Annotated in this window: 26 protein-coding genes; 19 read left to right on the top strand and 7 right to left on the bottom strand. The window is 69.0% G+C overall.

Going from position 1 to position 25144, the window contains the following annotated elements; translation table 11 throughout:
• Positions 1-46 precede the first annotated feature (46 nt).
• From DXT68_RS03595 to DXT68_RS03580, 4 genes are all read left to right on the top strand, one after another.
• On the top strand, positions 47-244 hold the full coding sequence (locus tag DXT68_RS03595) for a hypothetical protein (RefSeq protein ID WP_045254763.1): 198 nt from the start codon (positions 47-49) through the stop codon (positions 242-244).
• An 88-nt stretch (positions 245-332) separates the two neighbouring features.
• Positions 333-737, top strand: a complete 405-nt coding sequence (locus DXT68_RS03590; protein ID WP_045254764.1) for a VOC family protein — start codon at positions 333-335, stop codon at positions 735-737.
• 147 nt (positions 738-884) lie between these two features.
• A complete protein-coding gene (locus DXT68_RS03585) occupies positions 885-1196 on the top strand; it encodes a hypothetical protein (protein ID WP_045254962.1) in 312 nt (103 codons plus the stop codon).
• A 16-nt stretch (positions 1197-1212) separates the two neighbouring features.
• Positions 1213-2088 (top strand): acyl-CoA thioester hydrolase/BAAT C-terminal domain-containing protein, encoded by an 876-nt coding sequence (locus DXT68_RS03580; RefSeq protein WP_052677780.1) that lies wholly within the window; start codon positions 1213-1215, stop codon positions 2086-2088.
• Between the two features lie 2 nt (positions 2089-2090).
• Here the strand turns inward: DXT68_RS03580 and DXT68_RS03575 are convergent, their stop codons facing one another.
• Positions 2091-3545, bottom strand: a complete 1455-nt coding sequence (locus tag DXT68_RS03575; RefSeq protein ID WP_045254765.1) for an MFS transporter — start codon at positions 3543-3545, stop codon at positions 2091-2093.
• Positions 3546-3600: 55 nt separating this feature from the next.
• Entirely contained in the window at positions 3601-4944 is a 1344-nt protein-coding gene (locus tag DXT68_RS03570; protein ID WP_045254766.1) for a M20/M25/M40 family metallo-hydrolase, read from the bottom strand.
• 56 nt (positions 4945-5000) lie between these two features.
• Here DXT68_RS03570 and DXT68_RS03565 point away from each other — a divergent pair, with 56 nt between their 5' ends.
• Both DXT68_RS03565 and DXT68_RS03560 read left to right on the top strand, forming a co-directional pair.
• Complete coding sequence (locus tag DXT68_RS03565; RefSeq protein WP_045254767.1) at positions 5001-6011, top strand: FUSC family protein; 1011 nt, start codon at positions 5001-5003, stop codon at positions 6009-6011.
• Between the two features lie 101 nt (positions 6012-6112).
• A complete protein-coding gene (locus DXT68_RS03560; protein ID WP_045254768.1) occupies positions 6113-6379 on the top strand; it encodes a thioredoxin family protein in 267 nt (88 codons plus the stop codon).
• A 7-nt stretch (positions 6380-6386) separates the two neighbouring features.
• Here the strand turns inward: DXT68_RS03560 and thrC are convergent, their stop codons facing one another.
• A complete protein-coding gene (thrC, locus tag DXT68_RS03555; RefSeq protein ID WP_045254769.1) occupies positions 6387-7790 on the bottom strand; it encodes a threonine synthase in 1404 nt (467 codons plus the stop codon).
• Between the two features lie 191 nt (positions 7791-7981).
• Between thrC and DXT68_RS03550 the strand changes: the two genes are divergently transcribed.
• Genes DXT68_RS03550 through DXT68_RS03525 form a run of 6 tightly spaced genes read left to right on the top strand, consistent with a single transcriptional unit; the run spans position 7982 to position 15719 of the window.
• The gene (locus tag DXT68_RS03550; protein WP_045254770.1) at positions 7982-8266 is read left to right on the top strand and encodes a hypothetical protein; all 285 of its coding nucleotides are present in this window, start codon (positions 7982-7984) and stop codon (positions 8264-8266) included.
• The gene (gene glgX, locus DXT68_RS03545; protein WP_045254771.1) at positions 8263-10473 is read left to right on the top strand and encodes a glycogen debranching protein GlgX; all 2211 of its coding nucleotides are present in this window, start codon (positions 8263-8265) and stop codon (positions 10471-10473) included. The genes DXT68_RS03550 and glgX overlap by 4 nt, the downstream gene beginning before the upstream one ends.
• On the top strand, positions 10470-12818 hold the full coding sequence (gene treY / locus DXT68_RS03540) for a malto-oligosyltrehalose synthase (protein ID WP_045254772.1): 2349 nt from the start codon (positions 10470-10472) through the stop codon (positions 12816-12818). The genes glgX and treY overlap by 4 nt, the downstream gene beginning before the upstream one ends.
• A complete protein-coding gene (gene treZ / locus DXT68_RS03535) occupies positions 12815-14575 on the top strand; it encodes a malto-oligosyltrehalose trehalohydrolase (protein WP_045254773.1) in 1761 nt (586 codons plus the stop codon). Before treY ends, treZ begins: the two co-directional genes overlap by 4 nt.
• 53 nt (positions 14576-14628) lie before the next feature.
• Positions 14629-14961: an ArsR/SmtB family transcription factor gene (locus DXT68_RS03530; protein WP_115760449.1), complete on the top strand. Its 333-nt coding sequence runs from the start codon at positions 14629-14631 to the stop codon at positions 14959-14961.
• Positions 14961-15719, top strand: a complete 759-nt coding sequence (locus tag DXT68_RS03525; protein WP_082069000.1) for a cation efflux transmembrane domain-containing protein — start codon at positions 14961-14963, stop codon at positions 15717-15719. Before DXT68_RS03530 ends, DXT68_RS03525 begins: the two co-directional genes overlap by 1 nt.
• Before the next feature lie 6 nt (positions 15720-15725).
• On the opposite strand, the gene DXT68_RS03520 is transcribed toward DXT68_RS03525, so the two are convergent.
• Both DXT68_RS03520 and DXT68_RS03515 read right to left on the bottom strand, forming a co-directional pair.
• Positions 15726-16328, bottom strand: coding sequence for a response regulator transcription factor (locus tag DXT68_RS03520; protein WP_045254775.1), 603 nt, complete (start codon positions 16326-16328; stop codon positions 15726-15728).
• Complete coding sequence (locus DXT68_RS03515; protein ID WP_045254776.1) at positions 16325-17545, bottom strand: sensor histidine kinase; 1221 nt, start codon at positions 17543-17545, stop codon at positions 16325-16327. Before DXT68_RS03515 ends, DXT68_RS03520 begins: the two co-directional genes overlap by 4 nt.
• 155 nt (positions 17546-17700) lie before the next feature.
• Here DXT68_RS03515 and DXT68_RS03510 point away from each other — a divergent pair, with 155 nt between their 5' ends.
• Entirely contained in the window at positions 17701-18264 is a 564-nt protein-coding gene (locus tag DXT68_RS03510) for a hypothetical protein (protein WP_045254777.1), read from the top strand.
• 100 nt (positions 18265-18364) lie between these two features.
• Here the strand turns inward: DXT68_RS03510 and DXT68_RS03505 are convergent, their stop codons facing one another.
• Positions 18365-19975 (bottom strand): Ig-like domain-containing protein, encoded by a 1611-nt coding sequence (locus DXT68_RS03505; protein WP_156149303.1) that lies wholly within the window; start codon positions 19973-19975, stop codon positions 18365-18367.
• A 185-nt stretch (positions 19976-20160) separates the two neighbouring features.
• Here DXT68_RS03505 and DXT68_RS03495 point away from each other — a divergent pair, with 185 nt between their 5' ends.
• Positions 20161-20544, top strand: a complete 384-nt coding sequence (locus DXT68_RS03495) for a hypothetical protein (protein ID WP_052677781.1) — start codon at positions 20161-20163, stop codon at positions 20542-20544.
• Positions 20545-20625: 81 nt separating this feature from the next.
• Here DXT68_RS03495 and DXT68_RS03490 read toward each other — a convergent pair whose 3' ends face one another.
• The gene (locus DXT68_RS03490) at positions 20626-21207 is read right to left on the bottom strand and encodes a putative glycolipid-binding domain-containing protein (protein ID WP_045254780.1); all 582 of its coding nucleotides are present in this window, start codon (positions 21205-21207) and stop codon (positions 20626-20628) included.
• Between the two features lie 284 nt (positions 21208-21491).
• Here DXT68_RS03490 and DXT68_RS03485 point away from each other — a divergent pair, with 284 nt between their 5' ends.
• Genes DXT68_RS03485 through DXT68_RS03465 form a run of 5 tightly spaced genes read left to right on the top strand, consistent with a single transcriptional unit; the run spans position 21492 to position 25144 of the window.
• Positions 21492-21737: a hypothetical protein gene (locus DXT68_RS03485; protein WP_045254781.1), complete on the top strand. Its 246-nt coding sequence runs from the start codon at positions 21492-21494 to the stop codon at positions 21735-21737.
• A 2-nt stretch (positions 21738-21739) separates the two neighbouring features.
• Complete coding sequence (locus DXT68_RS03480) at positions 21740-22546, top strand: ABC transporter ATP-binding protein (protein WP_052677782.1); 807 nt, start codon at positions 21740-21742, stop codon at positions 22544-22546.
• Between the two features lie 20 nt (positions 22547-22566).
• Complete coding sequence (locus tag DXT68_RS03475; protein ID WP_045254782.1) at positions 22567-22860, top strand: hypothetical protein; 294 nt, start codon at positions 22567-22569, stop codon at positions 22858-22860.
• Complete coding sequence (locus DXT68_RS03470) at positions 22857-24311, top strand: hypothetical protein (protein ID WP_045254783.1); 1455 nt, start codon at positions 22857-22859, stop codon at positions 24309-24311. Before DXT68_RS03475 ends, DXT68_RS03470 begins: the two co-directional genes overlap by 4 nt.
• Positions 24308-25144, top strand: coding sequence for a hypothetical protein (locus tag DXT68_RS03465; protein WP_162829100.1), 837 nt, complete (start codon positions 24308-24310; stop codon positions 25142-25144). Before DXT68_RS03470 ends, DXT68_RS03465 begins: the two co-directional genes overlap by 4 nt.

Raw genomic sequence — 25144 nt, 5'->3', positions numbered from 1 at the left:
TCCGCGAGCGATCGGCTCGTGGCTCGATCACCTCTAGGCTGAGGCCATGTCCCGCACTGCTCTCCGCCTGCTCGTGACCGCAGGACTCCTGATCCTCGGGATCGTGATCGGTCTGATCTTCCAGAACGTCTGGCTCGGCATCCTGCTCGCGGCGATCGTCTGGCTCGGCTGGTTCATCGGCTACGAGTCCCGCCGCGGACGCAACGCCGGGGTCAACGACGAAGATCACGGCATCGAGCTCTGACCACCCTCAGTAGTAGAGGGCGCTTCCCTGGGCAATACCCGGCTGAGCCCTCTGGCGCGACGCCGAAACCTCCTGCAAGACTGGCGGCATGGCTCTTCTCGATCACCTGGGCATCACCGTCGACGACCTCGAACGCGGAACGGCGCAGTTCCATCCCGTGCTGACAGCTCTCGGATACGAGAGCGGGCCGGGAGACGATCACTCGATCTCGTGGCATCACGGCGAAGAGACCGAGATCATCCTGTACGCGTGGGACGAGAGCTCGGGCCCGCACCGTCACGGACGCGTCGGCTGGCAGCACATGGCCTTCGCGGTCGCGTCGCGCGACGAGGTCGACAGACTGCACGCGGTCGCTCTGGACGCGGGGTGGTCCTCCGTCCGCGATCCGAAGGAGTACCCGCGGTACACGGACCGGTACTACGCCTCGTTCGTGGAGGACGACGACGGCATCCGCATCGAGTTCATGCACAATCCGCCCCGCGCGGCAGGGTGACGCCAGGGCGGGTCACCGAGCTATTGCGCCTGTCCTGCACGTCTCGGCTGCAATCCACGTTTTCCCCTGTACTCGGGATGACGGTATACAGCGACGTGGATCTCGATGCGTCGTCTGGAACGATGCGAAGATGACACGGTGCACCTCATGAACGACGCTCAGATCTGGACGATGATCGGCTCGTTCACTGCGCTCATGCTCGGGATGATGACGGTCGTGTCGACACTCTTCATCCGCGTCGTCCGGGCCGAGATCGGCGGACTCCGCGGAGAGATCGGCGGACTCCGCGGAGAGATGAACGCCCAGATCGGCGGACTCCGCGGCGAGATGAACGCTCAGATCGGCGGACTCCGCAATGAGATGAACGCCCGCTTCGACACCGTGAACACCCGCATCGACGGGATCGACCGCGACATGCAGGCCGTGGTCAAGCGCTCGTTCGGCCTCGACCGCGACTGACTTCGGACGACGCCACATGCCTTCGCCGCTCTCTTCGGATGACACCTACGACGCGCTGCCCGCGCACCCCAGAGGGACGGCGGTGCTCTTGCTCGCCGGTTCCAGCGGAAGACTCGAATCGGCTCGCGCGGATCTCCTCAGCCGTCGCGGAGCACGGGTGCGCGCCATCCGCTGGTTCGGCGGAGTGGGTCAGAGACCGGTGCCGCACGAGGTGCCGATAGAACTTTTCATCGATCAGATCGAGTTGCTGCGACGGGATCACGATCGCGTGGCCATCTTCGGAACATCGTTCGGGGCCGAGGCAGCTCTCGTCACCGCCAGCACGGTGGACATCGACACGACCGTCGCCGCCTCTCCCTCGTCGGTCGTCTGGTCCGGGCTGGCGGATGGGCAGTGGTCCTCCCACTGGACGCTGGACGGCGCTCCACTGCCATCGGTCGCCTTCGACCCTGCATGGACTGCGACCACCGATCCGCCGGAGTACCTCTCGCTGTACTCGTCGAGCCTGGCGCTCGACTCGGCGCGGACCGAGGCGGCAACCATTCCCGTCGAGCGAATCACCGGCGACCTGCTGCTCGTCACTGGGGGCGACGACCGCGTGTGGCCCAGTACCGAGTTCGCGGCCGCGATCACGCAGCGACGACTGGTCCACGGCAGACGGACGACGACTGTGGAGCATCCCGATGCCGGGCATCGTCTCATCCTCCCTGGCGAGGTGCCCGCCGACGGCGGAGTCGCCATGGCGCGAGGCGGGAGCGCAGCCGCTGACAGGACTCTCGGCGAGCACGCGTGGGTCGAGATCTCTCGGTTCCTCGATCTCGACCTCGATCTCGACCTCGACCGCGACTGCGACTGCGACTGCGACCGCGACCGCGACTGCGACTGCGACTGACGTCAGACCACGGGGGCGGCGACGGCTTCCGCATCCGCCCGGTCGGTGAACGCCTCCTTCGGCACGAACACGAGGATCGCGGCCGCCACGAGTGCGGTGACACCGCAGACCACCCAGACGGTGATGTAGCCGGCGAAGGATCCGGCCGTGCCCTCGGCCGCTCCGCTCACGCCGTTCAGCAGCGCGATGCCGAACACGCACGACGCGATCGCCCCGCCCACCGTCTTGACCGAGTTCGTGAGTCCCGTCGCGACACCGGTCTGGGTCGGGGGCGCGGCCGAGGCGGCCGCTGCGGGAAGAGCCGCCACGAGCGCACCCGATCCGAGCCCGACGACGGCCATGTTCGTGACGACCTGCAGATACGAATCGTGGAACGGCAGGAAGAGGAGGAATCCGATGCCCACGAGCAGCGACGCTCCCATGAGAGTCACCCGCGGAGTGAGCACCCGCGCGATCACCGGGAAAAGCAGGGCGCCGACGATCATGGCGATCAGATACAGGCCGATGATCAAGGAGGTCGCGAACCCGGTCGTGCCCAGCCCGTAGCCGTACTCGCCGGGGTCGGTGCGGGCGAAGGTCGACAGCGGGGCCTGTGCCCCGAGCACGCTGACGCCGAACAGTCCGGCGGTGAGGAACACCGGGCCGAGCGCAGGCGAGCGGAACATGCGCACGTCGATGACCGGGTCCTCGCAGCGCAGCTCCCAGAGCACGAAAGGGATCACGAGCAGGATGCCGAGGAGCACCACCGCCCACGACCACGGGTTCACGAGCCCGCCCTCGAGACGCAGCAGGCTGAGACCACCCGTGAAGCAGATCAATGCCATCGAGATGAGCACGACGCCGACGGTGTCGAAGACGCCGCCCGTCGGATCGGGCGACTCCTTCACCCCGAACAGGATGACGAAGAAGCAGATGACGATGAGCAGGGCCGGGATGAGGAGCACGACAGTCAGCGGCAGCACGTCGATGAGAGCCCCGCCGACCAGCGCCCCGATGATGGCACCGCCCTCGAGCGCCGCGACCAGGAGTCCCGCCGCCTTCGCCGTGATCGACGAGCGTCCTTCCATGCGCCGGGAGCGCGACCAGATCAGCGCGATCTCGAGCGGCAGCCACACGACGTAGAAGCCCATCAGCGTCCAGCCGATGAGGAACACCGCAAAGGAGTCGGTGAACGGCAGCACCAGGGCCGCTGCGGCGGTCAGCGCGGTGGAGATCAGCAGCATCCGCTTGTGGCCGACCATGTCGCCGAGCTTCGCGAACGCCGGCACGACGAGCGCCGACAGCATGAGCTGGGTGCCTTCGAGCCAGTTGACGTCGGCATCATGGATGCCGAGATGCCGCGCGATGTCGGTGAGCATGGGCGTGTAATAGCCCTGCAGGACGCCGCTGGTGAATTCGACGAAGGCCAGGAACCCGACGACCGTGGCCAGGGTGCCCAGAGTCCGACTGCGCGTCATCGCGGCTCCTCGAGGGAAGGGATGTCCGGGCGCTCGAGCACCCGGCGGGGTGAGATCACCCTAGCCCGAGGATGAGGGCGCGGTAGAACATCACACCCCGCTCGAGTGCGGATATCTCGACGTTCTCGTCGACCCCGTGGATCGACGCGCGCTGGGCATTCGACATCTCCAACGGAGCGAACCGGTAGACGGCGGGGGCGAAGCGATGGAAGTGCCTCGAATCCGTCGCCGCCATCATCACGTACGGCACCGCGGCGACGCCCGGATGCGACACCGCGAGCGCCTCGGCCAGCAGGGCGAACTGGGCGTTGTCGGTCGCGGACTCGGGTGACGGAGCACTCGCCTCCTCGACCCTCACCGTGACGAGTGGATCGCGGATGCGTCTGCGAACCCGCAGCACGGCCTGCTGCGGTGTCTCCCCCAGCGCGATCCGCAGGTTGAGGGTCGCAGATGCCTGGGAGGGGAGGACGTTCGAGGCCGTGCCGCCGGACTGCATGGTGGGTGCCACCGTCGTGCGCACGAGAGCCGCCGACTCGCCGCCGAGCGCGGCGAACAGACGACCGGTGAGGAAGCGCGCGGAGCCCAGCAGCCGCAGCAGCAGCCCTGCGGGCCCCGGAGTCTGCGCGCCGAGCTGCGACAGCATCCGTCCGATCGCCCTCGACGGGCGGGGACGGAACGTCGACGGTCCCAGGCGGTCGACGGCACGAGCGATCCGACGAACGGCAGTGCGCGTCGGAGGCGCCGAGGCATGCCCGCCGTCGCCGCGCGCCGAGAGCGTGAGGGTCATGAGCCCCTTCTCGCCGACCCCGATCATGGCGGCGCGACCGGGGACGAACGGCAGCGGGGCGTCGACGACGGCGCCGCCCTCGTCGACCACGAGCCAGGGCACGATGCCGCGCTCGCGGAACGTGCGGGCGATCTCCCGGGCGGCATCTCCGTAGGTCTCCTCGTTGCCGCCGAACGAGAGGTAGACGTCTCGGGCAGGCACGACGCCCTCGGCGAGGAGGTTCTCGACGGCTTCGAGGACCACGAGCAACGGCCCCTTGTCGTCGAGCGCGCCCCGCCCGTGCACCAGGCCGTCGGCGATCACTCCGGCGAACGGCGGATGCGTCCACGCGTCGCTCTCGTCGACCGGCACGACGTCGTAGTGGGCCATGAGCACCACAGGGCCGCCGGGCGCGGCGCCGCTGCCAGTCCAGTGGAAGAGCAGCCCGAACTCGGTGTGCCTCTCGAGGGCGAGCCGCTCGTGCACGAGCGGATAGAGCTCGGCGATCAGCGCCGCGAAGTCCTCGAACGGCCCGGTTCCCCGCTGTGCGAGTTCGGCCGACACGGTCGGCAGCTGGATCATCTGCGCGAGGCGCTCGGCGATTCCGGGGCGGGGTGCGGTCACGTCGGCCATCGTATCGCCGGCCCTGCGTGTCACGGGCAGCGAGCGAGGAGCGAGACAATGGAGGGATGAGTCTGTTCGCTCTGGCCCCCACGCGCGGTCCGCGCTGGCACCTGGCGACGCAGGCCGCTCTCGGCATCGCCGTTCCGATCGCCGTCATGACGGTGCTCGGTGCACCGTCGCTCGGTTACATAGCAGCATCCGGGGCGTTCACCGTGCTCTTCGCGGGCGCCGCGCCGGTGATCGACCGGGCGCGGATCCTGCCGTTCGTGGCCGCTGGCCTCATCGTCAGCGCCGTTCTCGGCGTCCTGGCCTCCGTGAGCCCGTGGCTGGTGAGCGTCGGCGTGGTCGTCGTCGCGATCGTCAGCGCGGCTCTCTCGTTCGGATTCCGCCTCGGCCCGCCCGGACCCCTGTTCTTCGTGCTGGTGTTCGGACTCTCCGCTCACGTCGTCGCCAGCTCGCCGATCCCGCCGGCCGGCTACATCACGGCCCTCGCGGCGGGCTGCACGTTCTCCTACGCGGTCGCGATGGCGCCGCTGCTCCTCCCCCGAGCTCGGGCGATCGCCCCGACACCGCTGCGGCGACTCCTGCCCGGGCCCGCGTTCACCGCGGATTCGCGGATGCTCGTGCTGCGGGTGGCGATCGTCGCGGTCCTCGGCGTGCTGCTGGGCCTGCTCATCGATCCGACCCGGACGTACTGGATCGTCGGATCCGCGGTCGCCGTCGTCGGGGTCGCCGCCGCCCGGCGCGCCGCCGTGCAGCGAGGACTGCACCGCATGCTCGGGACGGTGGTCGGAGCGGGGGTGTACGCACTGCTCGCGCTGCTGCATCCGTCGGGACTCTGGCTGGCACTGCTGCTGGGTGCCCTGCAGTTCACGATCGAGCTCGTGGTCGTGCGCAACTACGCCCTGGCGCTCGTGTTCATCACTCCGCTGGTGCTGCTGCTCACCGGGGCGGCGACCGGCGAGATCGGATCGATGCAGGTCGCCGGGGAGCGGATCGTCGACACCCTGGTGGGTGCCGCACTCGGTGCGGCCTCGGGCGTGCTGCATCCCCGGGCGGCTCCTGCGGACCGCTGACGCGGACCCCGCGCTGTCGGCGTGACCGAGATGCGGAAACCACGGTCGGGAACACCGCGTCGAGCCATTCGGTTGCACCGGAAGGATCGAGAGGGGGCACGATGGAACTGACGCTCGTCACATCCGCGTTCTGCGGGGCGTGCTCGCGCACGCGCGCGGTGCTCGCGGATGCCGTGCGGTTCCTCCCGGACGCGACGGTGACCGAGATCGATGTCGCCCACGAACCGGATGCGGCCGAAGCCCTCGACATCCGCTCCACGCCGACGGTGATCATCCGTGATGCGTCCGGCACCGAGGTGTTCCGCGCCGTGGGCGTGCCGACCGTGCCTCAGGTCCTCACGGCGGCGGTGAAGGCGCTTCCCGCCTGAGCGGGGGTCAGCGCAGCGCGTTCGCCTCGATGAACGCCCGCAGCTCGTGCTCGTCGTCGGCCATCTCTGTGGTGCGCTGCGGCGCATCCAGCATCGCGCGCAGCTCCGACGGGTACTCGAGCTCGACGCCGATCGCCTCACGGATCGTCTCGGCGAACTTCTGCGGCTTCGCGGTCTCGAGCACCAGCATCGGCACTCCGGGCTCGATGTACTCCCGTGCGACCTTGACGCCGTCGGCCGTGTGCGGATCGATGATGTCGCCCGAGGCGTCGTAGACCGCTTCGATCGTGGCGAGCCGGTCGGCATGCGTCGAGGTGCCGCTCACGATGCCGAACTCCTCGATGAACCGCGAGAGGTCCGCGGTGAAGTCGAAGTGCCCCTTGTCGTCGAGGTCCTTCCAGGCGCTGACCACGCGCGAGGCGTCGCGACCCACCAGCTCGAAGATGAAGCGCTCGAGGTTCGACGCCTTCGAGATGTCCATCGAGGGGCTCGAGGTCGCCAGGGTCTGGGCGGCGCTGCGGGGTCGGTAGACCCCGGTGCGGAAGAACTCGTCGAGCACGTTGTTCTCGTTCGCCGCGAGGACGAGGCGACGGATCGGCAGCCCCATCTGCTTCGCGAAGAACCCGGAGAGGATGTTGCCGAAGTTTCCCGACGGCACCGTGAACGACACCTCGGTCCATCCGCCGACGTCCGTCGCCCTCAGCCAGGCCCAGAAGTAGTAGACGACCTGCGCGGTGATGCGCGCGAGGTTGATGGAGTTGACCGCACCCAGGTTCTGCGCCCGCTTGAAATCGAGGTCGCCCGCGAGCTTCTTGACGAGGTTCTGGCAGTCGTCGAAGACGCCGTCGACGACGATGTTGTGGATGTTCTCGTCGTCGAGCGAGAACATCTGCGCGCGCTGGAAGGCGCTCATGCGTCCCTTCGGCGAGAGCATGAAGACCGAGATGCGATCCTTGCCGCGCAGCGCGTGCTCGGCCGCGGATCCCGTGTCTCCCGAGGTCGCGCCGAGGATGTTCAGCACGGAGCCCTTGCGCTCGAGGGCGTACTCGACGACCTGGCCGAGGAACTGCATCGCCATGTCCTTGAAAGCGAGGGTCGGCCCCTCCGACAGCCCCACCAGGGTGAGGTCCTCGTCGATCGCCCGCAGCGGCACGACCGCCTCGGGGAACGGCTCGTACGCCGCCGCCGTCATGCGCGCGAGATCGGCGCGCGGGATGTCGGTGGCGAAGAGCCCGAGCACCTCGGTCGCGAGTTGCGGGTACGTCAGCGCGCGCCAGCGCTCGAGGGTCTCGCCGTCGACCGTCGGCATCGTCTCAGGCACCGCGAGACCGCCGTCGGGGGCGAGCCCTTCGAGCAGCGTCTCGCAGTACGGCAGCGGCTGCATGCCGCCTCGGGTGGAGATGTACTGCACGGAAGCTCCTCGGTTCGGGATCGGCGCGGGGATTCCATTGTCGCAGGTGCGACCGCCCTGATTTCACGGGGCGACAGGCACACGCACGGACACGACTCGAGACATAGCGCGTGATCGCCCTGCTGGCAATGGGATATCCCAGATTCGCCCCCGCTCCTATCGTGAGAGCATCAACAGAATCAGGAGCCATCATGACTGCGAAGACCCATGCCGCACATGACCGGGAGTCCCCTCAGGACCAGGCTTCACAGGGAACCGCGACTCCGGTCGAGCCCCTCTATGAGCGCGTCGACCTCGATCGTTACGTCGTCTTTCACGACGGCCCGATAGGTTACATCGAACACGTTCATCCGGTCTTCGTCTGCTACGTCGGCCACCCCTACCCGAAAGCCGACGAGGTGGCCCAAGTGCACGACTTCCACGATGCTCTCCAGACCGTGCTGCACCGTGCAGTCGCGATGCGGCACGCGCAGTGAGCCACGACGTCTGGCCCGGATCTCCCTACCCGCTCGGCGCGACCTTCGATGGTCAGGGCACGAACTTCGCCCTGTTCAGCGAAGGCGGGGAGAAGGTCGAGCTGTGCCTGTTCGACGACGAGGGCAATGAGGAGCGGGTGCCGCTCGACGAGGTCGACGCGTTCGTATGGCACGGCTACCTTCCGTCGGTGCAGCCCGGCCAGCTCTACGGATACCGTGTGCACGGCCCGTACGACCCCGCACAGGGACAGCGCTTCAACCCGAACAAGCTGCTGCTCGACCCCTACGCCAAATCCGTGTCGGGTCAGATCGACTGGGGTCAGCCGCTCTTCGGCTACACCTTCGGCGACCCGGATTCGCGCAACGACGAGGACTCGGCCGCCACCATGGCCAAGGGCGTCGTCATCAACCCGTTCTTCGAGTGGGCCGGCGACCGTCTGCCCAAGACGCCGTATGCGCAGACCGTGATCTACGAGGCCCACGTCAAGGGGCTCACGCAGCTGCATCCCGACGTCCCCGAAGAGCTGCGTGGCACGTACGCGGCGATCGCGCACCCGTCGGTCATCGAGCACCTGGTGCATCTCGGGGTGACCGCGCTCGAGCTCATGCCCGTGCATCAGTTCGTGAACGACTCGACTCTGCAGGAGAAGGGCCTCTCGAACTACTGGGGTTACAACACGCTCGCGTTCTTCGCCCCGCACAACGGCTACGCCTCCAGCCGCGAGCACGGCCAGCAGGTGCAGGAGTTCAAGGCGATGGTCCGCGCGCTGCACGCGGCGGGCATCGAGGTCATCCTCGACGTGGTCTACAACCACACCGCCGAGGGCAATCACATGGGTCCGATGCTCTCGATGAGGGGCATCGACAACGAGGCCTACTACCGCCTCGAAGAGGACCGACGGTATTACACCGACTACACCGGCACCGGTAACAGCCTCAACGCCGGAAATCCGCACGCACTGCAGCTCATCATGGATTCGCTGCGCTACTGGGTGACCGAGATGCACGTCGACGGCTTCCGCTTCGACCTCGCATCGACCCTCGCGCGCGAGTTCTACGACGTCGACCGGCTCGCGGCGTTCTTCGAGCTCGTGCAGCAGGATCCGATCGTCTCGCAGGTGAAGCTCATCGCCGAGCCGTGGGACGTCGGCCCCGGCGGCTACCAGGTCGGCAACTTCCCCCCGCAGTGGACCGAATGGAACGGCAAGTACCGCGACACCGTGCGCGACTTCTGGCGCGGAGAGCCGCAGGCCCTCGGCGAGTTCGCGTCGCGACTGACCGGCTCGGCCGATCTCTACGAGCACTCGGGCCGTCGCCCTGTCGCGTCGATCAACTTCGTGACCGCGCACGACGGTTTCACACTGCGCGACCTCGTCTCGTACAACGAGAAGCACAACGAGGCCAACGGCGAGGACAACAACGACGGGGAATCGCATAACCGCTCGAGCAACCAGGGTGTGGAAGGACCGACCGACGACGAGACCGTCAACCGGGTGCGCGCCCGGCAGCAGCGCAACTTCCTGGCCACCCTGCTGCTGTCGCAGGGCGTGCCCATGATCGCCCACGGCGACGAACTCGGGCGCACCCAGCACGGCAACAACAACGGCTACGCGCAGGACAACGAGCTGACCTGGATCGACTGGGAGGCGGCGGATCGGCCGCTCGTCGAGTTCACCGCCGCCGTGGCGAGGCTGCGGCGCGCGCACCCGACCTTCCGACGCAGCCGGTTCTTCGACGGACGCCCAGTGCGGTCGGAGGACGGCGAGCGCGTGCCCGACGTCGTCTGGTTGCGCCCCGACGGAGCTCGGATGCAGCCTGAGGACTGGGATTCGGGCTTCGGGCTCGCGATCGGCATGTTCCTGAACGGACAGGGCATCCGCGAGAAGGATCGTCGTGGTCGCCCCGTGTCGGATCAGAACTTCCTCGTCTACTTCCACAGCGGCGCGGATGCGATCGATGCGATGCTCCCCGACGAGAGGCACGGTCGTGCCTGGGAGGTCGCCGTCGACACCGCCGGCGACCGTGCAGGCGGACCCGCGATCGACGCCGGCGCCCCGGTGACGCTCGAGGCCCACTCGATGCTGGTGCTGCGTGAGGTCGACCAGACCGAGGTGCCCACCGACGATTCCGTGGAGGCGTCGCTGCGCATCCAGACCGAACGCGCGGAGGCCCCCGCGCCCGCACCGAGCCCGGAGCTGCCTCGATGACGCGACGACCTCTCTCGACGTACCGGCTGCAGATCCGACAGGGCTTCACCCTCGACGATGCGGCGGAGGCGGCGGGGTACCTCGCCGACCTCGGCGCGTCGTGGGCGTATCTGTCGCCGCTGCTCGCGGCGGTGCCCGGATCCGATCACGGGTACGACGTGGTCGATCACTCGCGGGTCGATCCGGAGCGCGGAGGCCCCGAGGGCCTGACGCGATTCGCCGCTGCGGCACGCGCCGCCGGGCTCGGCATCCTCGTCGACATCGTGCCGAACCACGTCGGCGTCGCGCTGCCGCGCGCGAACCACTGGTGGTGGGATCTGCTGCGCCTCGGCACCTCGTCGCGGCACGCGATCGCCTTCGACATCGACCGGCGGATGTCGGCGGGCCGGGTACGGCTGCCGATCCTCGGATCCTCGCCCGCCGAGGTGCTCGCCGCCGGCGAGATCACGATCGACACGACACCCGCAGACGACGCCCCCGACGGCACGCTGCACTACTTCGACCACGTGCTCCCGCTGGCCCCCGGCACGGCCGACCTCGCGGACGATCTTCCCGCTCTGCTGGACGCCCAGCACTACGAGCTGCGCTTCTGGGAGGACCAGAACACCGAGCTCGACTACCGCCGCTTCTTCGCGGTCTCCGAGCTCGCCGGCATCCGTGTCGAGATCCCCGACGTCTTCGAGGAATCCCACCGCGAGATCGTGCGGTGGATCACCGAGGGTCTGGCGGACGGCCTGCGGGTGGACCACCCCGACGGGCTCGTCGACCCCGGCGCCTACCTGGAGCGCCTCGCGGATGCGACCGGCGCGGCCTATACGGTCGTCGAGAAGATCCTCGAGCCCGGTGAGGAGCTGCCCTCGTGGTGGCGCACCGACGGCACCACCGGGTATGACGCCCTCGTCGAGTTCGATCGCGTGCTGATCGACGGCGACGGCGTGCGCGCGCTCGACGACCTCGACGCACGCCTGCGCGAGGACTCCGGCCTCCCGGAGGCCGAGTCCTGGCAGGATCTCATCCATTCGACCAAGCGGATGATCGCCGACGAACTGCTGCGGTCCGAGGTGCGTCGCCTGGTCCGCGCCCTGCCGTTCGGGGTCGTGGATGCCGAGGAGGCGCTGGCCGAGATCGTCGCGAGCTTCCCCGTGTACCGCGCGTACCTGCCTGCCGGGCACGAGCATCTGCAGCATGCGCTCGACGATGCCGCCGCGCGACGGCCCGACCTGGCGACCGCGATCGCGGAGCTCGCTCCGCTTCTCTTCGACACCGGCCTCGAGATCGCCGAACGCTTCCCGCAGGTCACCGGCGCCGTGATGGCGAAGGGCGTCGAAGACACGGCGTTCTATCGGCACACGCGCCTCGGCACGCTCACCGAGGTCGGGGGCGATCCGTCGATCGCCTCGATCACGGTCGACGCCTTCCACGACGCCCAGCGCGCGCGACTCGCCTCGTGGCCGCACTCGCTGACGGCACTGTCGACCCATGACACGAAGCGCTCGGAGGATGTCAGGGCGCGACTCTCGGTGCTCGCCGAGATGCCGGAGCGTTGGGCCGAGGTCCTCACCCAGCTGCGCGGCATCGCCTCGACCGGGCACGGCCCCCTCGACGCTCTGCTCTGGCAGGCGGCGGTCGGTGCCTGGCCGATCACGGCCGAGCGGATGAGCCAGTACGGGCTCAAGGCCGCCCGAGAGGCTGCGGAATCCACCGCCTGGCAGCATCCGGATGAGGACTTCGAGAAGGGGGTCATCGCGATCGCGCAGGCCACCGAGGGGCCCGCACGCCCGCTGCTCGACGCCTTCGTGGCCGAGATCGTCGACGCCGGACGGGTGAACTCCCTCTCCGCGAAGCTCCTGCAGCTCACGGCCCCCGGCGTGCCGGACGTATACCAGGGCACCGAGCTGTGGGACCACTCGCTCGTCGATCCGGACAATCGGCGGCCCGTGGACTTCGGTGCGCGCGCCGACCTGCTGCGTCGTGTGGACGAGGAGGCCGCGCGCGGCATCCTCCCCCCGGTCGACGATTCCGGTGCCGCGAAGATGCTGGTCGTGTCGCGCGCGCTGCGCCTGCGACGCGACCACGATGAGCTCTTCGACGGCTACCGCCCCGGCACGGTGGCCGGCGAGGCGTCCGCGCACGCCGTCGCCGTCGATCGCGGTGGCGTCCTCGCCGTCGCGACCCGCCTTCCCGTCGGCCTCGCCGCCCGCGGCGGGTGGGGCGACACGGTGCTGCTGCGACGTGAGATCCCGGCGACCGACGTGCTCACGGGGCGCCGGATCGCCGCCGGTCCCGTGCACCTGTCGGAACTTCTCGACACCTATCCCGTCGCCCTGCTGGTGGAGGACCGATGATCTCCGTCTGGGCGCCCCGCGCCGATTCCGTGCGGCTCCGTCGCCTCACCCCGGCCTGCGTGACCATCTCGGAGCACGATCTCAGCCGTGAGGGGCAGCCCGACGGCTGGTGGAGCTCCGATGTGGCCATGGCCGAAGGCGAGCGCTACGGATTCCTGCTCGACGGGAGCTCGACGCTGCGCCCCGACCCCCGGTCGCGTCGCCAGCCCCGGGGTGTGCACGGACCGTCTGCGCTCTTCGACGCGTCGCGGTTCGAGTGGACGGACGGCGACTGGGCGGGGCGCGAGCTCGCCGGTGGCGTCGTCTACGAGCTGCACGTGGGGACCTTCACCCCGGAGGGGACCCTCGACTCGCTGATCGGACGACTCGACCACCTCGTCGCCCTCGGTGTCACCCACATCGAGCTGCTGCCGGTGAACGCGTTCAGCGGACGGTGGAACTGGGGATACGACGGCGTGCTCTGGTACGCCGTGCACGAGGGATACGGTGGGCCCGCGGGCTACCAGCGCCTCGTCGATGCCGCGCACGCCCGGGGGCTCGCGGTGATCCAGGACGTCGTCTACAACCACCTCGGTCCGAGCGGCAACTATCTTCCCGAGTTCGGCCCCTACCTGCGCGACGGCGAGCACAACACGTCGTGGGGGGATTCGCTGGATCTGAGCGAGCCGAGCGTGCGCGAGTACATCCTCGAGAACGCGCTGATGTGGCTGCGCGACTTCCACGTCGACGGTCTGCGCCTCGATGCCGTGCACGCGCTGCACGACGAGCAGACCCCGCACATCCTCCAGGAGATGGCGGAACGCGTCGATGCTCTCGCCGCCGAGCTCGGCCGACCGCTCACCCTCATCGCGGAGTCCGATCTGAACGACCCCACCCTCCTCCTGCCCAGGGACGAAGGAGGATACGGGCTCACCGCGCAGTGGTCTGACGACTGGCACCACGCGATGCACGTCGCCCTCACCGGGGAGACCGAGGGCTACTACGCCGATTTCGCGGCCCCGGATGCCGTGAAGAAGGTGTCACAGGGCGGCTTCTTCCACGATGGCACCTACTCGTCGTTCCGCGACCGCCCGCACGGGCATCCGCTGCCGGCCGAGGTGCCGGCCTGGCGCCTGGTCACCTTCACGCAGGACCACGATCAGATCGGGAACCGGGCCGCGGGCGACCGCCTCTCGGCATCGTTGTCGACCGACCGTCTGGCCGTCGCCGCGGTGCTCACCCTGACCGCACCGGGCACGCCGATGCTGTTCATGGGCGAGGAATGGGGGGCGAACACCCCCTGGCAGTTCTTCACCTCGCACGAGGAGCCGGAGCTCGCCACGGCGACCGCCGAGGGGCGCATCGCCGAGTTCGCGCGCATGGGGTGGGACCCCGCCCAGGTGCCCGACCCGCAGGATCCGCAGACCTTCGAGCGCTCGCACCTCGACTGGGACGAGCTCGGCCGCCCCCACCAGGCACGCATCCTCGATCTCCATCGACGGCTGATCGCACTGCGACGAGAACTGCCCGATCTCACCGACCCCGATCTCGCGCACACGCAGGTGACCGTGATGCACCAGGACGCCGCACCCGATGCCCGCGCGTACCGCCTCGACCGGGGCGACGTGTCGGTGCTGGTGAACCTGACCGCCGACGACGTCGAATTCGACCTCGCACCCGACGCCCGGGTGCTGCTCGAGACGACGCCGGTGCGCGTGACCACGCGGACCATCGCGCTCCCCTCCGAGTCGGCGGTGATCATCGGGCCGGCCGACTGAGGTCTCGTCGATACAGAGTTCTCTGAGTTCAGCGTTCCGTGTACAGTGGGCGTGTGACGCTGACCGCCTCCCCCACCCACACCGCCGCCGTGGCTCGCCTCGGGCATGCCCTCTCGGATCCGACGAGGGCGGCGATCCTCCTGGCGCTCCGCGAGACTCCGGCCTACCCCTCCGATCTGGCCGACGAGCTCGGCGTCAGCCGCCAGCTCCTCTCGAATCATCTGGCGTGCCTGCGCGGATGCGGCCTCGTCGAGGGGACCCCCGACGGACGCCGCAGCCGCTATCAGCTCGCCGACCCGCACCTCGCCCCGGCACTGGACGAGCTGATGCGTGTGATGCTGATCGTCGAGCCCGACTGCTGCGACTCCGACGGATGCACCTGCTGATGTCGACCCTCACGATCACCCCCGAGCGACGAGCACGGCTGCAGCGCCGCATCCGTCTCATCGTCGCGTTCACCATCGTCTACAACCTCATCGAAGCCGTCGTGGCGATCGCGGCAGGCTCCGTCGCCTCCTCCGCCGCCCTGATCGGCTTCGGGTTGGACTCGAGCATCGAGGTGCTCTCGGCCGCCGCCGTCGCGTGGCAGTTCACCCGCCGCGACCCCGAACGGTGGGAGAAGCCCACACTGCGAGTGATCGCGGTCGCGTTCTTCGCGCTCGCTGCGTATGTCACGGCGACCTCGCTGTGGGCGCTGATCGGCGGGGAACGACCGGAGCACAGCACGGTCGGTCTCGTGCTCACCGCTCTGAGCGTCGCGATCATGCCGGTCGTGTCGCTCGCCGAGCGGCGTGCGGGCCGCGAGATCGGCTCGGCCACCGCTGTCGCCGACTCGATGCAGACGCTGATCTGCACCTACCTGTCGGCTGCGGTGCTGATCGGCCTCGCGCTCAACAGTCTGTTCGGATGGTGGTGGGCGGATGCGGTCGCGGGACTCGTGATCGCGGTCTTCGCCGTGCGGGAGGGCCTGGAGGCTTGGCGCGGGGACGCGTGCGCCACCTCCGTCGGCATGATCCTCGAGAACGACCATGATGACGACGGCCGCGAGCACGACCACGACCACCGGCACGACCACGATCACGACCACGGGCACGACGACGGGCACGACGGCGGCCACGGCCACGACGGCCGCGAACACGGCTGAGTCGACTCAGATCCAGCCGCGAGCCTCGGCCATCAGCACCGCCTGCTGCCGCGTGCCGACCCCGAGCTTCGCCAGCACCGCGGAGATGTGGTTGCGTACCGTGCCGGGGGCGAGCGAGAGGCTCCGAGCGATCTGCCCCGTCGTCTCGCCGCGGCGCCCCGCGCGCAGCACGTCGAGCTCACGATCGGTCAGCGGCGAGCGCTCGTCGCTGAGCGCGTCGGCGGCGATCTCGGGGTCGACGTATCTCGCGCCCGCGGCGACGCGGCGGATCACGTCGGCGACCTGATCGGCGCCCCGTGACTTCGGCAGGAACCCCGAGACGCCCGAGGCGAGCGCCCGCCGCAGCACTCCGGGACGTGCGTGGCGGGTGACGACCACGCATCGCGTCGCTATCGCCCTGCTGAGCTTCTCGGCCACCTCGACCCCGTCGAGGCCCGGCATCTCGAGGTCGAGCAGGCACACGTCGGGCTTCAGCTCCAGCGCCCGGGCGAGCGCCTCCTCGCCGTCGACGCATTCGGCGACGACCTCGATGTCGCCCTCGAGCCGCAGCAGCGCGGCCAGCGCGGAGCGGATCATCCCCTCGTCGTCGGCAAGCAGCACCCGGATCATCGCATGGCCCTCTCGTCCGATGTCGCCCTCGCCGCGGGCACGGTCACGACGACGACGAACTCACCCTCATCATCACGGATCTCCAGCGTGCCGCCGGCCTCCGAGATGCGCCGCCTGACGCCGTCCAGCCCGGAGCCGATCGGCTGCACCACGGCATCCGCGCCGACATCGTTCGCCACCTCGTACCGCCAGCCCTCGGGCGCGCGCCCCAGGGCGAGACGCGCGTGCCCGCCCGCTCCATGGCGCAGCACATTCGTCGTGGTCTCCCTGATCACCGGGCCGAGCGCCGCGGACGGCGCGTCATCGGCATCGGGAGCGATCTCAGCCTGCACCTGGATGCCGGCGGCCGCGAGCAGGTCGCGGGCGTTCGCCACCTCGTCGCCGAGGGGCACCGAACGGAACCGCGTCGCAAGATCGCGCGTGCCCTGTCGCGCCTCGTCGACGCTCACCCGTGCGGCACGCAGCTGCTCGAGCGCGGCATCCGGATCGAGGGCCAGCAGGCGCTCGGCGAGTTCGAGCTGCAGGGCGATCACCTGCAGGTGGTGGCCCTGCAGGTCGTGCACGTCGGTGGCGACGCGCAGACGCTCCTGGGTCGCAGCGAGACGGGCTTCCGAGGCCCGCGCCCGGTCGAGGGTGACCAGAACATCCCACCACCAGAGCGAACTCACCGACATCGCCGGAATGACGATCGCGTAGAACGCGGCGAGCCACCCCGGCCCTTCCGTCTGGACCGCTCCCCTCGCGCCGTCGACGAACGCGGCGCCGATCAGCAGGGCGGTCATGAGCGCCACGACCCGCAGCCGGATGCCCTTGGGCCAGTTGAGCAGCACCACGGACTGCGCGACCGGCATCAGCGCGAGCAGCCAGCTGTCGACCACCACCCCGGCGATCACCCCGTAGACGACCGCGATGAGCAGCGGCGGCGCGATGCGCGTCCAGGCGATGCCGGGCTCGGCGTCGACGCGATGCCGATACGCCCACAGCAGCATGATCGTCGAGAGCCACCAGACGAGTCCTCCGACGCCCACGACGATCCACCCGGCTCCCGGCTCCGGAACGGCCAGTGCCTGCAGCGCCCACACGAGCACGAGGAACAGCTCGAGGAAGACGACGGCCGAGAACGTGTACCACCAGGTCGCAGTGATGCCGCGGGCGAGCTGCCGCTGACCGGGAGGGGGATCGACGAGCGGATCGACCGTGCGGGAGGAGGGGCTCATGTCCCCCACGATACGACCGTGACAGATGTCACGGATGCCGCAGGAGAAGCACCTGCAAAGCGGTGACGACCCGACACTGCCGCCGACGCACGATGAGCGATGGACTGTAGTCATCGCGGCGGAGAGACCGGCGCACAGACCACAGGGAGAGATCCATGAACCTCATCGAGACGTTCCAGGGCTTCGTCGCCCAGGTGCCCGAACTCATCCAGCCGCTCATCGTCGCGCTCGCCGGCGCGATCCCGTTCATCGAGGGCGAAGGCGCGGTGTCGATCGGCATCATCGGCGGCATCCATCCGGTGATCGCCGCGATCGCCGCGATCGTGGGCAACTTCCTCTGCGTCGCCATCCTCGTGATCGCCGGCTCGGGCGCCCGCTCGGCGATCGTCAAGCGCACCCGCAACCGAGAGGCGGTCGTCGCCGGCAGCGCCGGCAGCGTCGGCAGCGTCGGCAGCGCTGTCTCGGAGCCCGTCGACGCCGGCGCCACCGATCGTGGCAGGGCCCGCCGCGAGAAGTTCCAGCGCGCGTTCGAGCGCTACGGCGTGCCGGGCGTCAGCCTGCTCGGCCCGCTGCTCCTGCCGACCCACTTCACCGCGACGATGCTCGCCGCCTCGGGCATCGGCAAGGCACGCATCCTCATCTGGCAGGCCGTGGCGATCATCGGCTGGACGACGATCGTCGCCGTCATCGTCGGTGGCGCGGTCTCCGCGATCCGTTGACCCGCGTGCGGTTCGCCTTCGGGCCTGACCGCACGCCCGACAGACGACACGAGGCGGTCACCCTTCGGTGACCGCCTCGTGTCGTCTGCATCCCGTCCGCTCAGACTCGATCAGTGCGGGCACGGCGCCGGGCCGCGACTCCGGTGGCGATGCCGCCACCGGCGATCAGCGCGATCGCGAGGGCCAGGAACCCGTACCCGATCTCGCCTCCGGTCACCGCCAGCCCGCCGGGAGGCGGAGTCCGCACGCCCGGAGGCGTCGTCGGGGTCGGCGGAACGGTCGGCGGAACCGTCGGCGGGGGCGTCGTCGGCGGAACGGACGGCGGCGGCGTCACCGGATTCGCGGTGTTGGTGAGCGTCAGCGCCACCCCCGCTTTCGATGACGGCGTGACCTCGAAGGTGCCGTTGCCGACGTCGACGACGCCGTCACCGGTGATCGTCCAGGGCCCCCACGTGATGCCCTCGATACTCGGCAGGTCGACCTCCTCGATCACGAAGGTCGACCCGAGGGGCGCCCGCATGCTGTCGACGGACTCGCCGACCGGGACGGTCATCGTCGTTGCGGGAGCCTCGGAGCCCTTGACGGAATATCTCACCGTGTAGGTGGCCGACCGTGCGGCATCGGCCTGCGGGCCGGTGAGCGCCTTCGTGATCGAGAACCGGGTGAAATCGACACCCGTTCCGCCCCCTCCGCCGGTCTCGGTGACGGTGTGCGTGGCCGACGTCTCGAAGGTGTTCACGACCGCCTTGTTGCCGAAGATCTCACCCGGAGCCACCGGCCCGTCTGCCTGCGTGTAGTAGATCAGCTCGTAGGCGAAGCCGCCGGCCGGGAGCCCGGATGCCGTGAAGCGGAAAGACCCGCCGTCGTCCGCGAACACCGCCTGGTAGCTCTCGGGACCGAGAACGGTCCACCCGCCTGCGAGCTGCCCGTTCTCCACCGCCTGCTGTCGCAGCAGCACCTCGCCCGTGTAGTGGTGGGCGCTGTGGGTGCCGTCGAGGGTGTCGGCGATCGTGAAGGATCCGTCGGTGACATATCCGCTCGGTACACCGACGACCCACTTCAGCCGCCCGTCGGTCGTGGTCTGGCCACCGAACTTGTAGGGCTTCGCCTGCTCCGTGGGGTTGGCGGGCACGATGCCGCCGTCTCCGGGGAGGTCGACGATCTCGATCGTGTCACCCAGGTCGAAATCGACCGTCTCGTTCGTCGTGGACTGCGATGCTCTGGCCTGCATCCAGAAGGCGCCTCCGACGTCTTCCTTGCCCTCGACCGCGTCGGTGAGGGTGCACACCATCTCAGGCCCCTGGCCGGCCGCGACGACACACGTCGCCATGACCTCGTTCGTCTCAGGGTCGAGGATGTCGAACGTGCCCGCGGACTGGCGGCTGAACTCGGCGGGCAGGGTCATCCCGAAGGTCTCCCCGGCGTGCGCCCCCTCCGGCACGCTCCAGTCCCCCGAGATCCGCACGGTCTGCCACTGCTCGAGCGGGCCGCCCCCGTTCTGCCCCTCGAGCACCACGTTCGAGATCGCACCGGGGTAGGTCACCGTCGGTGCGGCAGCGGCGGGCAGCGCACCCCCGAGCAGACCCGCGATGCCCATGAGCATCGCCACCACGATCGCGACGACGCGTCGCCTCGGCGATACGCCCCCGGTTCCGTTCTCGATCCGTCGCGGCGACATCTCGTCGCCACTCATCGTTCTGCGTGCACGCACGACATCACACTCCCCAGTCATCATCTTCTGCATCTACTCGGACCACTCCCAGTCGTGGTCCTCCTAAGAGATCAGGAAAGAGGCCTCCCATTACGCGCATCTCGGAATACACCTGCGGTATTCCGGCACAGAGCGCTTCGGGGCTCTGTTTCTCCGATGGCTCGAGACGTCCCTACGATGAACTCATGCAGCCCCTCGACACCCTCGCGCTCGTCGCCGAGGTGCTGTCGTGGATCGGTCTGGGGCTGGGTCTGCCGCTGCTGATCGTGGCGATGCTCGTGCGCCTTGCCGAGGGGCCTTGGCTCCCGATCGAGATCGCCGTCGTCGAGCGCGACGGCGAGCTGCTCGCCCGCTGGTTCGCCGGCGACGACTTCCGCGAGCGGATGCTGCGCCGGGGCGAGCCGGCGACAGCCGGCTGGACCACGGGCGTCGTCAGCACCAACGACCCGACGAGGGCACGGATCGGCGACCCTCCGCACTTCCGCCGTGTGGTGCGGACGCTCGGGATCGTGTTCACCGGAGTCGGCGTGCTCGGCCTGATCGTGTCTCTGGTGCCGCTGTTCCTCTGACGCGCGAATCGTGCAGCTGCGGGGCGGGATCTGAGTTGGGCCGCAGCCGCGGTTCGACCGCGACCCGGGCTCGACCGCGGCCTAGGATTCTCTGATCGCTATGCCCGGATATTCCAGGACGAGCCCCGAACTGTCGTACCGCAGATCGCACGTGAACTCGAAAGTCGATGACTCGTAGTGGAAGACCATCAGGTCGGGACCGGCGTCGATCAGCGTGTAGCGCTGCTCGAGCCGTTCCACCCGCAGGTCCTCGGCTCGAACGAAAGCCGCCGGCACGTCGACGCCGACTCCCTCGATGAAGTCGAGACGATGAACCGGGAGCGTGTTCGTCACGGCGGACGACTCGAAATCCACGTCGACACACCCATCGAGCTCAGGTCGCGGCTCGCCGTTAACGGTCCACCGCCCCGCGTCGTCGCGCGCCAGCGTCACCTCACTCCTCCCCGTGTTCGTGAGGCTGGACGCCTGCACCGCCACCGTTGTCCACGAGCGGTCCACGCTCACGTCGTAGCCGACCGACCACAGCGCAGAGGACTCGTGCGCGGTGGTGTGGCCGGTGAGCCGATGGCCGCCGCTCAGTACCTGGAAGAAGGCGACCTCGAACCCGGCCCTCACTCCCGTATGGGTCCAGCTCGCCCCGCCGGGCAGTGTCGTCAGCCGCATGAACGGAATCTATCGTCTCCGCGTGGTGACGGCTCCGGCTCTCCGGCACAGGGACTCGCGCTCATCTGCCGATGCCCAGGCCGATCCACGACAACACCTCGGCGACGATGGCGATGTGTCGAGGGGGATCACCCCCTCGACGAACGGATGCAGCCCGCCTCTGGCCGAAAGTCAGAAACCCTGACTCATCGTTGGTCGAGACCGAGAGTCACTCTCGCATACCTTCGCGGTGAGCCGATGATCATCGGATACCATCACGAAGGAAGACATAGATGTCGAATGCAATGACGCACCTTTACTCACTCCCACAGGCGCCCGCGAGGGCCCTCGAGGCGCTCCAGCAGAAATACGAGACGAGCGACAACCCCGTGATCGTCGTGGCTGTCGCGGCGGCGATCGTGCTGGGAGTCGGCTTCATCGCCTTCCTGACGGCCATGTGCATCAGCCGCGGCTACAGCGGGTTCGGCGCGGTGGTCGACATCACCTGGACCAACCCGTTCTCCGCGAACGTCACGTTCAAATGCATCTAGAGATGACGCATGCCACCGAGGGTGCGGGCGCGAGTGTCGCGCCCGTGCTCTCCGTGAGCGCTCTGACGAAGCGTTACCGGGGCGGACAGGGAATCACCGACGCGAGTATCGAGGTCGCGCCCTCCGCCCTCGTAGGGGTGATCGGCCCGAACGGCTCCGGCAAGACGACTCTCGTGCACAGCATCGTCGGACTGCTCGAGCCCGACGCCGGTGAAGTGCTGATCGATCGGTCTCCCGCCGCGGATCTCGACGCCAAGCGCAAGCTCGGCTTCGTCCCGGACGAGCTGCCGCTTCCGTCGAGTCTGAGCGGAAACGAGTTCATCGACTACCTCGCCCGCCTGCAGCCGGGATTCGATTCCGAGTGGAAAGACTATCTCTGCGAGATACTCGGCCTCACCGACCACCTGGCGCGGTTCATCGGCGACTACTCACACGGTATGAAGAAGAAGATCCAGTTCGTCGCCGCCCTCGCCCATACTCCGCGGCTCCTGGTCTTGGACGAGCCGTTCCGCGGTCTCGACCCCGAGGCCGCCATCTGCATCCGTGCGCTCATCGACGCACACAGGGCGCGTGGCGGCGGGGTGCTGGTCGCCACACACGATCTCCTCTTCGCCGAGCAGTTCTGCACCAGCGTCGTGATCCTCGCAGATCAGAGAGTCGCGGCCTCCGGGCACCCTGCCGCCTTGCGCGAAGAAAGCGGCGCCGCGTCACTCGAAGAGGTGTTCCTGCACGTGTCGGGGCTCGCCTCTCAGGTGCTCACGGTGGAGTCCGGTATCGCTGCCCGATTCCCCGTACACGCCCGACTCTGATCCAACGAAAGGCTTCTCTCATGTCCTCCGCGCTCCGCCAGCTCGCCCTCATCCTCTCGGCGCTCCTCCTCGCGCCGATCGCCTGCTTCCTCCTCTTCCTCGGCAGCATCGCGCTCACCGTCGCCACGGGCACCGCGGTCTCGGTGCCCGGTATGACCGAGAACGGCAGCGGCGTGGGCGCCGAGCTCGCCAGCGCGCAGTTCGTGTTCCCGGGTTCTCTGATCTGGCTCATCGCGACCGCCGTCGTCATCTACCTCATCGGATTGCTCATCGTGCGACGCAGCTCCCGGGCGAGCGAACCCGCTCTCGCATGATCGCCCGGCCGGCGGGATTCTTCGGCCAGTCCCGCACGATCGCGTCCTTGACGCTCAGGGTATGGTCGAACGAGTTCATCCGTCAGTTCGGCGGCAGTCGAGCGACCTCACGGGCCATGATCGGGGTTCTCGTCGCGCTGCTCGCCGGATGGCAGCTGCTGGGCGTCGTCCCCCTGCTGATGGGGCAGACCGCCGTCGTCCCCGCTGCTCTTCAGGTGCAGATGGTGTCGGAGCAGCTGACGATGGCCGCGGCGATGAGTCTCTGCCTGCTGACCATCGTCCTGGTCGTGTCTCCCTCGCGGACGGCTGTGGACGATCTGCTCGCGCCGTATCCCGTGAGCGCCGCAGCCCTGCGGTTCGGGTCGCACGGAGTCCTCCTGGGGTCGGCGTGCGCCGCCGGGCTCCTGTTCACGCTGCCGTTCATCGTGCCGGCCGTGCCGCTGATCAGCGAGAAGATGCGCGTGCTCCTCGTGCTCGCCTGGATGCTCGTCTGCTGCGCGAGCATCGCCGCAGGCTGGGCACTCTTCCGCGGTGCGACCTGGCTGTCTCGGACGGTCCTGCGAGTGCCGTCGGCGTTCGGCCGCTCTCTCGCCTCGTTCGCACTGATCGCCGGTGTCATCGCGATCCTGGCTCTGCGCGTTCGCCTCCCTTGGGCCGATTCCGTCCTCGTGGGCTCGTCCGTGGCTCTGGGCGCTGCCGCGGTCTGCGTGCTGTGCCTGCTCCTGGGAACGGGAATTCCCTCCGACGTTCGCGAGGCGGGCGACGGCGCGATCATCCCGATCGCCGCCAGGCTGGGGCGCCGCGTCTCCGTGCCCGGGCGGGAGCGCACGATCGTCCGCATCGAACTCACCCAATGGATGCGCTCCTCGCTGGTCGTCGCCGCCGAGACCCTCACGATGCTGGTCGCCGTGGCCATCGCCCTCATGATCGGTCTGGGAGTGCTGCTGCCCGCGTCGGTCGGCTTCGCTCTGCTCGTCGCCGCCGCCGGCGGAAGCGCGATATTCGGATTCGGTGTCACCGCCCCCTACCGATGGATCAGGGCGGCGGTCGCGGGGCGGAGAGGTCAGGCGTCGGCGACGCGCGTCTCGCTCGCCGCGGCGGTCGTCGTCGCATCGGTGATCACGCTCTGCGTGATGGTTCTGCTCGTCGCGACCGGCATGCTGAGCGTGTCCGACGTCATCGCGGCCCTCCCGGCGATGGTCCTGAGCTTCTGCGCGGCCTTCGCAGCGGGAGTGCTCTTCCCGGTGAGTCCGCGGCAGAACATGTCGAGTCTGTTCACCCTGCTGCTGGCGCTGCTTCTGACCGTGGGTGCGGGCGTCGCTCTTCAGCAGATCGCCTCTGAGTGGGGGCGCGCTCTGTCGATGGTCGTCGTGGGGGTCGGCGCGCTCGCGCTCGCATTCACTGTGGTGCGGCGTCGCGAACCGCTCGCCCACGCGGCTCTGGCCGCATGACCCCGTCGGACACCTCGACGGCAGGAGCCGTTCGCGTGTTGCGACTCCACCCCGGAGTCCGACTCGATCGTGGCGTCGACGGTGCGTGGCTGCTCTCCGACGACGCCCGAGCGCTGCGCGGCGTCCCGCTCACGACCGCGGATGCCGACACCCTCGGCACCGTCTGCGTCGACGGCTCAGACGGGGAACGTCGAGAGCTGGGATGGCCGGTCGCGATCGATGTGCTTCTGCACGGCGCCGCGAGCGGTGATCGTCGATTCATCGAAAGCCTTCGAGGGGATGCCTCCCTGTCCTCACCGGAGCGGGCTCTGCTCCGGTCGCTCGCTCGGTCTCGACGCATGCGCCCGCGTCGCTTCGACGCCTTCTCGGTCTGGGTCTTCGTCATAGGTGCGGTGGTGCGCCAGTTGTCCGTTGTTCTGGTCGTGACCTCGCTTCTGCTCGGCGCGATGGCGATCGCTCTCGACCTCCCGGCTCGGCAGATCCCCGTGATCCTGGTGCTCCCTCTGCTGATCCCCGTCGTGATCGGAACGCATGAGGCCGCGCACTGGATGACGATGCTGAGGCTGACCTCCGCGCGGGCATCCGGTGCGCTGCTGGTCCGCGGCCGGCAGATCGCGGTGCTGACGCCGGACCTGGACACGAGCACGATGCGCAGAGTGGCGGCTGCGGGGCCGTGCGCGGGCATCGCGGTGTGCGCGATCTGGACGGGTATCTGGGCGTTCATCGGAGGTCCGTTCGGGATCGCCGTCGGCATCCTGTTGGGTGTCAGTCAGCTGCTGGGGGTGACGCCGCTCTCGAAGGACGGACGCGCTCTGCTCGGCATCCGGACGTGA

Origin of the sequence: Microbacterium foliorum (assembly GCF_003367705.1) — a bacterium.
In the GTDB taxonomy this organism is placed as follows: Bacteria; Actinomycetota; Actinomycetes; order Actinomycetales; family Microbacteriaceae; genus Microbacterium; species Microbacterium foliorum.
The sequence above is the reverse complement of the archived record's forward strand: the minus strand, read 5'-3'. Positions and strand labels throughout refer to the sequence as shown.